Origin of the sequence: Mesorhizobium sp. WSM4306 (assembly GCF_007003975.1) — a bacterium.
In the GTDB taxonomy this organism is placed as follows: Bacteria; Pseudomonadota; Alphaproteobacteria; order Rhizobiales; family Rhizobiaceae; genus Mesorhizobium.
The window spans coordinates 191,277-202,723 of sequence record NZ_VFTC01000004.1 but is presented as its reverse complement, the minus strand read 5'-3'; the positions used below and the strand labels follow the sequence as shown (position 1 = coordinate 202,723).

Genomic DNA, 11,447 nt, shown 5'->3' with positions numbered 1-11,447 from the left:
GCCATGAAGAAGCGGCGTCTCTCAGCCTATCTTGATACAGGCACGATGAACGCGCTTGCTGACTATGCTGCAAAGCGCGACGTGTCGCTGTCTTTGATTGCCGAGGCCGCCATCGCCTCTTTCCTTTCGCCGGACGCCGAGGAGCGCAAAGAGGCGGCGATCATAAGACGGTTGGACCTCATAGACCGGCGCATACAGCGCGTTGAGCGTGATGTGGGCATCTCGATCGAGACACTTGCCCTGTTCGTGCGGTTCTGGCTCACGTCAACGCCGGCATTGCCCGAATCCGCTCTCCCCGAAGCCCGAGCGAAAGGCCTGCAGCGCTACGACAGCTTTGTCGATGCGCTCGGCCGCAGGCTGAGCAAGGGACCAAGGCTGCGGCAGGAGATCTCCGAGGATGTCTTGCCGGCAACGCCGGCCGATGCGGATGAGTCGTCCACGAGATAGGTCGCGCAGGCAACCGCCGCGATTACCGCACCGCATTTCGCAAGTCGCTTCGCGTCGATGCACTACAGCCTGTTTTACTTGTTGCAAGGCACTTACTCCTGCCTCTTCTAATCGTCCCCGTCAGCGGCGCGAACCAATTCGCCGCGAGGAATGGGGATCATCGTGGCAACCAGTCATCATGCCAGCAGGGAAGCGGTCTCGCGCGGCGCGCGCATGCTGCGCACCGCGCTTGGGCCAGCCATTGCCCGATATCTCGAAGATCCCTTGATTGTCGAAGTGATGTTGAACCCGGACGGGCGGCTGTGGGTCGATCAGCTGAAGGAAGGACTGTCCGCTACCGATGAAATCCTGATCCCGGCCGATGGCGAGCGCATCGTCCGTCTGGTCGCGCATCATGTCGGCGCGGAAGTTCATCCTGGTTCGCCGCGTGTCTCTGCCGAATTGCCGGAGACTGGGGAACGGTTCGAGGGCTTGTTGCCACCGATCGTTTCGGCACCCACCTTCGCCATCCGCAAACCTGCCGTCGCGGTGTTCACTCTTCAGGATTACGTCGCTGCCGGCACCATGGCGAAAGCCCAAGCCGATGTGCTGCGGCTTGCCGTCGAACGGCGTAAAAATGTGCTGGTCGCCGGCGGTACATCGACCGGCAAAACCACGCTCGTCAATGCGCTGCTGGCGGAGGTCGCCAAGACAAGCGATCGCGTCGTGCTGATCGAGGACACGCGCGAGCTGCAGTGCGCCGCGCCCAATCTGGTGGCGCTACGCACAAAAGACGGCGTCGCCTCGCTCGCCGATCTGGTGAAGTCGTCCCTGCGGCTCCGCCCTGATCGCATCCCGATTGGCGAGGTGCGCGGCGCGGAAGCCCTTGATCTCTTGAAGGCATGGGGCACTGGCCATCCCGGCGGCATCGGCACGATCCATGCGAGCACTGGTCTTGGGGCGTTGCGCCGACTTGAACAGCTCGTTCAGGAAGCCGTTGTCACGGTTCCCCGTGCGCTGATCGCCGAAACCATCCAGCTTGTCGCTGTACTCGCCGGCCGTGGCTCGGCACGCCGTCTTGTTGAGATCGCGCTCGTCGACGGTCTCGATCCCGCCACCGGCGACTACCGGACGCTCGAGGCCAAGCTCGCGACCAACCCAAGCATGAATCCCCCAGTCCTCCATGGAGCCTCAGAATGATTCCGATCCCCTTTACCTCATCGTCGATCCGTAGGCTTGGTGCGATCCTCCCGCTTCCGGCTGCGACCGCCGCCGTTGGAGCCATCATGACTTTGCCTGCTCAGGCGGCCGGATCCTCCATGCCGTGGGAGGAGCCGCTTCAACAAATCCTTGAATCGGTCGAGGGGCCTGTCGCGAAGATCGTGGCGGTGATCATCATCATCGTCACGGGTCTGTCGCTCGCCTTCGGTGACACCTCGGGCGGCTTTCGCCGGTTGATCCAGATCGTCTTCGGCCTGTCGATCGCCTTCGCGGCAAGTTCGTTCTTCCTGTCGTTCTTCTCGTTCGGCGGCGGGGCGCTGATCTGATGGAGGACGAAATCCGCGGCTTCTTCGCGCCGGTCCATCGCGCGCTTACCGAACCGATCCTGCTGGGCGGCGCGCCGCGTGCGGTCGCCATCGCCAATGGAACTTTGGCCGGCGCGATCGGGCTTGGCCTGCGGCTCTGGCTCGCCGGCATCGTGATCTGGGCGATCGGTCATTTCGCAGCGGTCCTGGCGGCGAAGCGCGATGCGCAATTCGTCGACGTGGTGCGTCGGCACCTTCGCTACCCCGCGCATTTCGGCTGCTGAGAGGCTTTGCCCCATGATGAATCTCGCCGAATATCGCAAGAAGAGCGCCGGCCTCAGTGACTATCTGCCCTGGGCGGCACTGGTGGCGCCCGGAGTAATCCTCAACAAGGACGGCTCGCTCCAGCGAACCGCCCGTTTCCGCGGCCCCGATCTCGACAGCGCAACGCCGGCCGAACTGGTGGGCACGACAGCGCGCCTGAACAATGCGCTGCGTCGTCTCGGCTCCGGCTGGGCGATCTTCGTCGAAGCCGTTCGACTGCCAGCGCAACACTATCCGGAAGGTCTTTTCCCCGACAGCGCCTCGGCGTTGGTGGATCTCGAGCGTCGTGAACAGTTCGAGGGCGAGGCCGACCAGGGATCGGCACTGTGGGGCGATCGTCAGCGGCGCGAAAATCTCTTCGAGAGCAGCTATTTTCTGACCTTCGTCTGGCTGCCGCCGGCCGAGGAAGCATCTCGGATGGAGAGCTGGCTTTATGAAGGTCGGGAAAAGAGCGGCGTCGATCAGTGGGAGCTATTGAAGGGTTTCGTCGATCGTACGGACCGCGTCCTCAATCTGGTCGAGGGTTTCGTTCCCGAAGTCGACTGGCTCGATGACGCGGAGACGCTGACCTACCTGCACTCGACGATCTCGACCAAGCGCCATGGCGTTCGTGTTCCCGAGACGCCGATGCATCTCGATGCGCTGCTGGTCGATCAGCCGCTCGCCGGCGGGCTGGAACCGCGTCTCGGCGAGTTCCATCTGCGCATGCTCACCATTGTCGGGTTCCCGACGACGACCTTTCCCGGGATCCTGGATGAACTGAACCGTCTTGCGTTCCCCTACCGCTGGTCGACGCGGGCGATCATGCTCGACAAGACTGACGCCACCCGCCTGCTGACGAAGATCCGCCGCCAGTGGTTCGCCAAACGCAAATCGATCGCGGCAATCCTCAAGGAGGTGATGACCAACGAGGCGTCCGTCCTTGTCGACACGGACGCCGCCAACAAGGCCGCCGATGCCGACGCCGCCCTTCAGGATCTCGGCTCCGACCAGATCGGTGAAGCCTATGTCACCGCAACGGTGACGGTATGGGACGCCGATCCATCATTCGCCGACGAGAAGTTGCGGCAGGTGGAAAAGATCATTCAGTCCCGCGACTTCACCTGCATCGTCGAAGGCGTCAACGCTGTCGAGGCTTGGCTTGGGAGCATTCCCGGGCACGTCTATGCGAATGTTCGTCAGCCGCCGCTGTCGACGCTGAATCTCGCCCACATGATCCCGCTGTCCGCCGTCTGGGCAGGGCCGGCAATGGACGAGCATTTTGGCGCACCGCCGCTGTTCTTCGCCAGGACGGAAGGTGCGACGCCATTCCGCTTCAGCCTCCACGTTGGTGACGTCGGACATACGCTCGTGATTGGCCCGACCGGCGCCGGCAAGTCCGTGCTGCTGGCGCTGATGGCGCTCCAGTTCCGGCGCTATGAAAACAACCAGATCTTTGCCTTCGATTTCGGCGGCTCGATCCGCGCGGCCGTACTCGCCATGGGCGGTGACTGGCACAATCTCGGTGGCAGCCCCTCGAGCGGGCAGGGTCCGGATGATCCGCTTGCTCTGCTCACCCTGGCGGATCTGACAGGCGACATCGACGCCGTTTCGCTGCAGCCTCTGGCCGGCATCCATCGCACGCCCGAACGGGCCTGGGCAGCCGACTGGCTCGTCGACATTCTTCTGCGCGAAGGCGTGCCCGTCACGCCGGATGTCAAGGAACATCTCTGGTCGGCGCTCACTTCGCTGGCCTCCGCGCCGGTTCAGGAGCGAACCCTCACTGGCCTGTCGGTGCTGTTGCAATCCTCGCAGCTGAAGCAGGCGCTGCGGCCTTACTGTGTCGGTGGTCCCTATGGCCGGCTGCTCGACGCCGAGCATGAACGTCTCGGCGAAGCATCCGTTCAGGCTTTTGAGACCGAAGGCCTGATCGGCACAGGTGCCGCGCAGGCCGTGCTTGCCTATCTCTTCCATCGCATCGAACAGCGGATGGACGGACGGCCGACCCTGCTCATCATCGATGAGGGGTGGCTTGCGCTCGACGATGGCGGCTTTGCCGATCAGCTGCGCGAATGGCTCAAAACCCTTCGCAAGAAGAACGCTTCCGTCATCTTCGCCACGCAGTCACTCTCGGACATCGACGGCAGTACAATTGCGCCGGCCATTGTTGAGAGTTGCCCGACGCGGCTGTTCCTGCCGAACGAGCGCGCCATAGAGCCTCAGATCACTGACATCTACCGCCGCTTCGGCCTGAATGATCGTCAGATCGAGATCGTCGCCCGCGCGACGCCGAAGAGCGACTACTACTGCCAGTCACGGCGCGGCAATCGGCTGTTCGAGCTCGGCCTCGGTCCAATCGCGTTCGCGCTGTGCGCCGCGTCGTCGAAGGCCGACCAGGCAGCGATCGAACGGATCATCGCTGAGGCCGGCCGAGAGCACTTTCTCGAAGCCTGGGTTGCCGATCGTGGTCTCCCCTGGGCGGCCGACCTCGTTCCCGCGCTCACCAATATCATCGACCAATCCGCAAAGGAGGTTCCGTCATGAATTCCGCACGCAACAGTTATCGTCTTCGTCAGATGGCGGTGACCGGTGTCATCGCTGTCACGATCGCTCTGTCATCCGCGCCGGCATCGGCGCTCATTGTGTTCGATCCCACCAATTACAGCCAGAACCTGCTGCAGGCCGCTCGCGCGCTGGAGCAGATCCAAAACCAGATCACGTCGCTTCAGAACGAAGCGCAGATGTTGATCAACCAGGCGAAAAACCTCACCTCGCTTCCGACTTCGCTCCTTGGCCAGATCGAGAGCAATTTCTCTGAAATGAAGACCCTGCTCGGCGAGGCCGACAAGCTTGCCTACAGCGTCCAAGACATCGACAGCCAGTTCAAGTCGACCTACGAGAATTTCGGGTCGGACCTTTCCAGTCAGCAGCTCGTCGATGGCGCGCGTGAGCGTTGGCAGACCTCGGTTTCCTCGTTCGAGCACTCGTTGAAAGCTGGAGCAGTCGCCGTCGATAACATCGAGGGGACGCGGGAGCAAACAAGTGCGGCGGTCGACGCCAGCCAATCCGCGGTCGGCATCCTGCAGGCGACACAAGCCGGCAACCAGCTGCTCGCCGTCCAGGCAAGGCAGGTCTCCGACCTCACCGCGATGATGGCCGCGCAAGGGCGGGCCGCTGCGTTGGAGCAGGCCCGCAAAGCCGCAGCACAGGAACAGGCGCAAGAGCAGTTCAGGCGCTTCATGGCGGGCAGCAGCTACAGCCCATCCTCCGTTCGCATGTTCCACAACTGAGCCTTTCCAAATGAATCTCAAGATCGCCGCCCGGATGACAGTCGTTCTTGCCCTTTGCGCAGCCATGGCCGCCACCTTCATGGCGTTGCGCGGCAACGGCTCACGCGACGCGTCCTCCCCCCGCTCCGCACATCCGGGCGGCGAGCCGGCAACACTGGAAGTGGCGCGATGCCGAAACATCGGCATGGCGGCCGCCAACGATCCGACGTGTCGCGAGGCGTGGGCAGAAAACCGCCGCCGCTTCTTCGGCACCGATACTCCGGCCATGCCGCCGCCGGGGCGTTTCGGTCCGGCGACAGATCAATCGGTGTCGCCATGAACGATACCGGCGTCATCGACCGCTTTCTCGAAACCTTCACCCGCTACATCGATTCCGGTTTCGGCCTGCTCGGCAGTGAGGTGGCCTTTCTCACCTCCACGCTGATCGTCATCGATATCACGCTCGCCGGCCTGTTCTGGGCCTGGGGGGTGGACGAGGACGTGCTGCACCGGCTGGTGAAGAAGACGCTCTATATCGGCTTCTTCGCCTTCATCATCGGCAATTTCAATCGGCTGGCCGGCATCGTCTTCGAGAGCTTTTCCGGGCTCGGCCTGAAAGCCGGAGGCTCTTCGCTTTCAGGGTCCGCACTCCTGCAGCCAGGTCGCGTCGCTCAGGTCGGCATCGACGCCGGCAACCCCATCCTCGAGGCAGCCAGCCAACTGATGGGCTACGTCTCATTCTTCGAGAATTTCGTCCAGATCGCTGTTCTGATGATTGCCTGGGCGATCGTGCTGATCGCCTTCTTCATCTTGGCCGTGCAGATCTTCGTCACGCTGATTGAGTTCAAGCTGACGACGCTTGCCGGCTTCGTGCTGATCCCATTCGCATTGTTCAATCGGACCGCCTTCCTCGCCGAGAAAGTGCTCGGCAACATCGTTGCTTCGGGCGTGAAGATCCTTGTCCTTGCAGTCATCGTGGGCATCGGTTCGGGCCTCTTCGGCGAATTCACGCAAGGGTTCGGCGCGGAACAGCCCACAATCACCGATGCGCTCTCGCTGGTGCTCGGCGCCCTGTCGCTGATGGGGCTCTCGATCTTCGGTCCGGGCATCGCTACTGGTCTTGTCTCGGGCGCCCCGCAACTGGGCGCGGGTGCCGCTGTCGGGACCGGCCTGGCTGCCGCCGGCCTTGGCGCTGCCGGCTACATGGGCGCGCGTGCCGGGTTGAGCGGTGCGGCAAGTGCTATTGGTGCCGCAGGCCGCATGTCGGCCGCTGCCGCGCGTGGTGGTGCGCATCTGGCGGGAAGTACGTCGACCGCCTATGGGCTTGCGGCCGCGACCTCCGGGCAAACCGGTGCGGGCGCTGTCGCCGCCGGTTTCGGCGGCATTGCTCGGGCCGGAGCAGGCGCCGCCGTTCAGCCCATCACGCAAGCCATGTCGCGGGCTGCGTCGGCGCTGTCCGGCAGAAATCAATCCGGTCGCTCCGCCGCATGGAGCGCTACCGGCGGACAATCGCCGGCCGGCGGCATGGGCCAAGCCGCAAACGGTTCCTCCTTTGCGAGCCCGCCCTCCGCGTCGTCATCCAGCCCCACTGCCAGCTCGCCGCCTGAATGGGCCAACCGGATGAAGCGCGGCCAGACCTTGAGCCACGGCGCGAGCACGGCCGCGCATTCCGTCCGCTCCGGCGATCACGGCGGCGGCTCGATGAATGTCTCCCTCAATCAGGACGATCGCCGATGAACCCCTTCAAACGACCTTCCGTTCGATACGGCAATACACCCCAGCCGGAGACGCCGTACCAGCGCGCCGCCCAAGCCTGGGATGAACGCATCGGCTCGGCCCGCGTCCAGGCGAAAAACTGGCGGCTGATGGCCTTCGGATCCCTCGTGCTTGCCGGCGGTTTCGCAACGGCTCTGGTCTGGCAGTCTACCAGAGGTTCCGTGGTTCCCTGGGTCGTTCAAGTCGACAAGTTCGGCGAGGCGCAGGTGGTCGCTTCGGCCGACGCCGATTTCAGGCCGACCGACCCGCAGATCGCATGGCATCTCGCCCGCTTCCTCGAACAGGTGAGAAGCATTTCCGACGATCCGGTCATCGTCCGCCAGAACTGGCTGCGGGCCTATGACTATACGACCGACCGCGGTGCCGTCTCGCTGAACGACTACGCTCGCCTGAACGATCCTTTTGCCAAGGTAGGCAAGATCCAGATCGCGATCGATGTCTCGAGCGTCATCCGTGCCTCGCCAGATTCGTTCCGCGTCGCCTGGACCGAGCGCCGCTACGAAAACGGTAGCCTGGCCGTCACCGAGCGCTGGACCGCCATCCTCACCATCGTCATTCAACAACCCCGCGATGCCGACCGGCTGAAAGCAAATCCGCTCGGTGTCTACGTCAATGCCATCAACTGGTCGAAGGAGCTTTCATGATGGGTGCGGCACGAACAATGAAGACGACGAAACAGACTGCGCGCAACATGACGACGGCGCATGTGCTTGCCGCCGCACTCCTATCGGCGACAGCGCTCGTCGGCTGCGCTTCGAAAAAATACATTCCACCTGAAATCAACTACGACAATGCCGCGCCCGCGGTGCAGAAGGTCGATCCGCCCGGTCCAGTGAAAGTGGTTGAGCTCCCCAAACTCCTTCCGCTTCCTGGCCAGTTGAAGTCCGTCGAAAGGAGCAAGGCGAAGGCGGAGCCGGCCGATCCGAAGCTGCGGATCAGCCAGGCCAATGAGGCCGCGCGAATGCAGCCCGTCCGCGACGGCTTCATCAACGCAATCCAGCTTTACCCCTGGAGCGAAGGCGCGCTCTACCAGATCTATGCCGCGCCCGGCCAGATCACAGACATTGCGCTACAGCCAGGCGAACAGCTTGTCGGTTCCGGTCCCGTCGCAGCTGGCGACACCGTGCGCTGGATCATCGGCGACACGCAGAGCGGCGCAGGGGAGCGGCTGCAGGTCCACATTCTCGTCAAGCCGACGCGCCCTGATCTCCAGACCAACCTCGTCATTAACAGCGACCGGCGCACCTATCATCTCGAACTGCGCTCGACCGAGAAAACCTACATGGCCTCGGTATCCTGGCAGTACCCGCAGGACCAGTTGATTGCTCTGCGGCGCCAGAACGCGCAGGCTTCCGCCGCGCAACCGGTTGCCGCCGGCGTCGACATCCAGAAACTCAATTTTCGCTATCGCATTGAGGGCGATGCTGCCCCCTGGAGACCGCTACGCGCTTTCGACGACGGCGCAAAAGTCTACATCGAGTTTCCCTCAGGCATAGGTCAGGGCGAAATGCCGCCGCTCTTTGTCATCGGGCCGTCGGGTGGCTCCGAATTGGTCAATTACCGCGCCCGGCAAAACTACTATGTCGTCGACCGGCTGTTCGCCGCGGCCGAGTTGAGGCTTGGCGACAAGACAAGCGAGCGGCGGGTCCGGATCGTGCGCACCGACGGGAGAAAGCCACAGCGTAGCGTAGGGCTATTCCGATGAGTGTGTCAGCCAATTCGCCGAACCCGGACATCAGGGCGGAACTGCGGTTGCGGCCCGAACCCGCCCGAGTGACGCGGTTGTCGCGCAAAGTGCTGGTCGGCCTTGGCGGCGTCGCCAGCGTTGCGGTCCTCGGCACACTGATCTGGGCGCTCGATACGAGACGGCGCAGCAACGAACAACCGTCCAAACTCTTTACCACCGAAAACCGGACCACCGCCGACGGACTGCAGGGCTTGCCGAAGGACTATTCGGGCGTCCCGAAACTCGGGCCTGCTTTGCCCGGCGATCTCGGACGACCGATCCTGCGCGCGCAAGAGCGCGGCCAGCGGATCCAGGTACCGGACATCCGCACACCGCGTGTCGATCCGGAAGAACAACGCCGGCTGGCCGAAATCGAGGCCGCGCGAGTCGCAAAGCTCTTCACTGAAACCAATTCGCGGGACAATCCCGCGCGACAGGGCGCTGGCGCCGGAAATACCATTGCCGACACCATGTCTGGCGTGGCTTCGCCGATGGGATCGCTGGCGGTCGATCCAGGTGCCGCTCAAAATATGCAAGATCGCAAGCAGGCCTTCGTCGATGCCGAGCCGGATCGCCGGACGGTGAGTCCCGATCGCCTCAAGCAAAAGGCCTCGCCCTACGTCGTACAGGCCGGTACGATCATTCCGGCTGCTCTCATCACCGGAATCCGTTCTGACCTTCCCGGTGCGATCACCGCGCAGGTCACCGAAAACGTCTACGACAGCCCAACAGGATCGTACCTATTGATCCCTCAGGGTGGGAGGCTGATTGGCCAGTACGACAGTCAGGTCGCTTTCGGCCAGTCGCGCGTGCTGCTGGTCTGGAACCGCCTCATCATGCCCGACGGCACCTCGATCGTGCTGGAGCGACAGCAGGGCGCGGATATCGAAGGATTCTCCGGGCTCGAGGATGAAGTCGATCATCACTGGGGTCAGTTGTTCCGGGCAGCCGCGGTCTCGACCCTGCTTGGGATCGGCACGTCTCTCGGTTCCAGCAACAACGAGAGCGACATCGCCAAAGCAATTTTCGAAGGCACGCAGGACTCACTCAGCAATGTCGGCCAGCAGGTTGTGCGCAATCAGCTTAGCGTCCAGCCGACCCTCACCATCCGGCCGGGTTTTCCTGTTCGTGTCATCGTGAACCGCGACCTTGTACTGGCGCCGTACGGCGCTGCGAAAGACCCGTCATGACAAAGCTGAAACTCTCCGCAATTCTCGATGATCGGCCGGTCAAGGTCACGATCGGATTGCCGGCCGCCGTGCATAGCGATCTTGTCGCCTATGCCGAGGTGCTCGGTCGGGAGACCGGGCAGACAGCGGCCGATCCGGCAAAGGCTGATCGCGCCGATGCTGGCGTGGTTCATGACGACGGACCGGGCGTTCAACCATGCGAGGCATGACCAGCAACGCTTGACGAGTGGGTCGCGTCTACGCAGGCCGCAATGTTCAGGCCGCTGAATGCCGTTGCCGCAGAAATTCGATGAAGGCAGCCAGCACCGGATTTTTATTGTTCGGGCGCCAATGGGCGAAGAATTGAATTCTCGTCGCCTTGCCGCCATCGGAAAGCTCGGACAACGCAATGCCATCGCGTGTAGGTGCGGTAGCGCTTTCGAAAAGGAGCGCGACACCCAGGCCCTCGCGGACCAGACCGAGCAAGCTCCCCTGGCTAACGTCATGATGGACGATTGACAGCGCTTGGCCGGTGACTGCCAATCTAGCAACAGGCATCGCGCCGGCCGAATGTATGTTTGTCAGAATCGTGTGGCTTTCTAGCTCCGCCCACTCGATCACTGCGCTCTCGGCGAGAGGATGATCGGCCGCGACCGCCACGACGATCTGGCTTTCCCAAAGCGGCAGACTGACGTTGGAGAAATGCCAGAGTCGATCCGGCGATATCACTAGGTCGATGGCCCTATCGTTCAGGTAAGCAGCAAGTTCGGCGTGCCTCGTCTCCACAAAGTGGATGGCGATGTCCGGCTCCTCCCGAACAAAGTCGGCGACTGCTTCAAGAAGCTCTCTAGACTGCAGGGAGACGTCGAAGCCAATCGAAAGATTGCCGACTTTTCCTCGCCCCGCAGTCTTGACCATAGCTAGCGTTCCGTCCAGGTCGTTCAGCACCCGGCGAAGATTGCGCAGGAATCCTGCGCCAGCCGGAGTTGGCCGGACACCATGCGGATGGCGTTCGAACAGGATGATGCTGAGCGTGTGCTCCAACTCGCGGATGCGTCGGCTTAGCACTGAATGATGGATACCCAAACACCGGGATGCGCCGAGGAAGCTGCCCACCTCGGCAACGACTAGCGCACAATGAAGCGTGATCAATTGGACGAAGCGCCGCATTGCGCCTTCCTCACATGGGACGTCTTGACCTACCCTTCAATCACGAACGATTGTCGAGCTGGTCGCTCATCGGCGCCTCATT

The 11,447-nt window shown here is 62.8% G+C and carries 12 protein-coding genes and 1 pseudogene; 12 read left to right on the top strand and 1 reads right to left on the bottom strand.

Annotated elements, in window-relative coordinates; genetic code table 11:
- Positions 1–3: 3 nt before the first annotated feature.
- The 12 genes and pseudogenes from FJV77_RS08330 (at position 4) to FJV77_RS08275 (ending at position 10,483) form a co-directional block, all read left to right on the top strand.
- On the top strand, positions 4–447 hold the full coding sequence (locus FJV77_RS08330) for a CopG family transcriptional regulator (protein ID WP_142866328.1): 444 nt from the start codon (positions 4–6) through the stop codon (positions 445–447).
- Between the two features lie 162 nt (positions 448–609).
- Positions 610–1,626: a P-type conjugative transfer ATPase TrbB gene (gene trbB / locus FJV77_RS08325; protein ID WP_142866327.1), complete on the top strand. Its 1,017-nt coding sequence runs from the start codon at positions 610–612 to the stop codon at positions 1,624–1,626.
- A gap of 86 nt (positions 1,627–1,712) precedes the next feature.
- Positions 1,713–1,973 carry a TrbC/VirB2 family protein gene (locus FJV77_RS08320; RefSeq protein ID WP_246691183.1) on the top strand — a complete coding sequence of 87 codons (261 nt, stop codon included), beginning with the start codon at positions 1,713–1,715 and terminating at the stop codon, positions 1,971–1,973.
- On the top strand, positions 1,973–2,236 hold the full coding sequence (locus tag FJV77_RS08315; RefSeq protein WP_142866325.1) for a VirB3 family type IV secretion system protein: 264 nt from the start codon (positions 1,973–1,975) through the stop codon (positions 2,234–2,236). The genes FJV77_RS08320 and FJV77_RS08315 overlap by 1 nt, the downstream gene beginning before the upstream one ends.
- Before the next feature lie 13 nt (positions 2,237–2,249).
- Complete coding sequence (gene trbE / locus FJV77_RS08310) at positions 2,250–4,799, top strand: conjugal transfer protein TrbE (protein WP_142866324.1); 2,550 nt, start codon at positions 2,250–2,252, stop codon at positions 4,797–4,799.
- A gap of 32 nt (positions 4,800–4,831) precedes the next feature.
- On the top strand, positions 4,832–5,545 hold the full coding sequence (gene trbJ, locus FJV77_RS08305; RefSeq protein WP_246691188.1) for a P-type conjugative transfer protein TrbJ: 714 nt from the start codon (positions 4,832–4,834) through the stop codon (positions 5,543–5,545).
- A 10-nt stretch (positions 5,546–5,555) separates the two neighbouring features.
- Positions 5,556–5,864: a putative entry exclusion protein TrbK-alt gene (gene trbK-alt, locus FJV77_RS08300; protein ID WP_142866322.1), complete on the top strand. Its 309-nt coding sequence runs from the start codon at positions 5,556–5,558 to the stop codon at positions 5,862–5,864.
- Positions 5,861–7,261, top strand: a complete 1,401-nt coding sequence (trbL, locus tag FJV77_RS08295) for a P-type conjugative transfer protein TrbL (RefSeq protein ID WP_142866321.1) — start codon at positions 5,861–5,863, stop codon at positions 7,259–7,261. The genes trbK-alt and trbL overlap by 4 nt, the downstream gene beginning before the upstream one ends.
- Positions 7,258–7,944: a conjugal transfer protein TrbF gene (trbF, locus tag FJV77_RS08290; RefSeq protein WP_142866320.1), complete on the top strand. Its 687-nt coding sequence runs from the start codon at positions 7,258–7,260 to the stop codon at positions 7,942–7,944. Before trbL ends, trbF begins: the two co-directional genes overlap by 4 nt.
- A 17-nt stretch (positions 7,945–7,961) precedes the next feature.
- Positions 7,962–9,005: a P-type conjugative transfer protein TrbG gene (trbG, locus tag FJV77_RS08285; protein ID WP_142866319.1), complete on the top strand. Its 1,044-nt coding sequence runs from the start codon at positions 7,962–7,964 to the stop codon at positions 9,003–9,005.
- Entirely contained in the window at positions 9,002–10,216 is a 1,215-nt protein-coding gene (locus tag FJV77_RS08280; RefSeq protein WP_142866318.1) for a TrbI/VirB10 family protein, read from the top strand. The genes trbG and FJV77_RS08280 overlap by 4 nt, the downstream gene beginning before the upstream one ends.
- A pseudogene (locus FJV77_RS08275) lies at positions 10,213–10,483 on the top strand (DUF2274 domain-containing protein). The gene FJV77_RS08280 and the pseudogene FJV77_RS08275 overlap by 4 nt, the downstream one beginning before the upstream one ends.
- Here the strand turns inward: FJV77_RS08275 and FJV77_RS08270 are convergent.
- Positions 10,472–11,365 carry a LysR family transcriptional regulator gene (locus tag FJV77_RS08270; RefSeq protein ID WP_142866317.1) on the bottom strand — a complete coding sequence of 298 codons (894 nt, stop codon included), beginning with the start codon at positions 11,363–11,365 and terminating at the stop codon, positions 10,472–10,474. The pseudogene FJV77_RS08275 and the gene FJV77_RS08270 sit on opposite strands and share 12 nt — an antisense overlap.
- Positions 11,366–11,447: the final 82 nt, after the last annotated feature.

Coding starts and splice junctions, on each gene's coding strand:
- FJV77_RS08330 (WP_142866328.1), top strand. CDS start 4: ATGAAGAAGCGGCGTCTCTCAGCCTATCTTGATACAGGCACGATGAAC.
- FJV77_RS08320 (WP_246691183.1), top strand. CDS start 1,713: ATGACTTTGCCTGCTCAGGCGGCCGGATCCTCCATGCCGTGGGAGGAG.
- FJV77_RS08315 (WP_142866325.1), top strand. CDS start 1,973: ATGGAGGACGAAATCCGCGGCTTCTTCGCGCCGGTCCATCGCGCGCTT.
- trbE (WP_142866324.1), top strand. CDS start 2,250: ATGATGAATCTCGCCGAATATCGCAAGAAGAGCGCCGGCCTCAGTGAC.
- trbJ (WP_246691188.1), top strand. CDS start 4,832: ATGGCGGTGACCGGTGTCATCGCTGTCACGATCGCTCTGTCATCCGCG.
- trbK-alt (WP_142866322.1), top strand. CDS start 5,556: ATGAATCTCAAGATCGCCGCCCGGATGACAGTCGTTCTTGCCCTTTGC.
- trbL (WP_142866321.1), top strand. CDS start 5,861: ATGAACGATACCGGCGTCATCGACCGCTTTCTCGAAACCTTCACCCGC.
- trbF (WP_142866320.1), top strand. CDS start 7,258: ATGAACCCCTTCAAACGACCTTCCGTTCGATACGGCAATACACCCCAG.
- trbG (WP_142866319.1), top strand. CDS start 7,962: ATGAAGACGACGAAACAGACTGCGCGCAACATGACGACGGCGCATGTG.
- FJV77_RS08280 (WP_142866318.1), top strand. CDS start 9,002: ATGAGTGTGTCAGCCAATTCGCCGAACCCGGACATCAGGGCGGAACTG.
- FJV77_RS08270 (WP_142866317.1), bottom strand. CDS start 11,365: ATGCGGCGCTTCGTCCAATTGATCACGCTTCATTGTGCGCTAGTCGTT.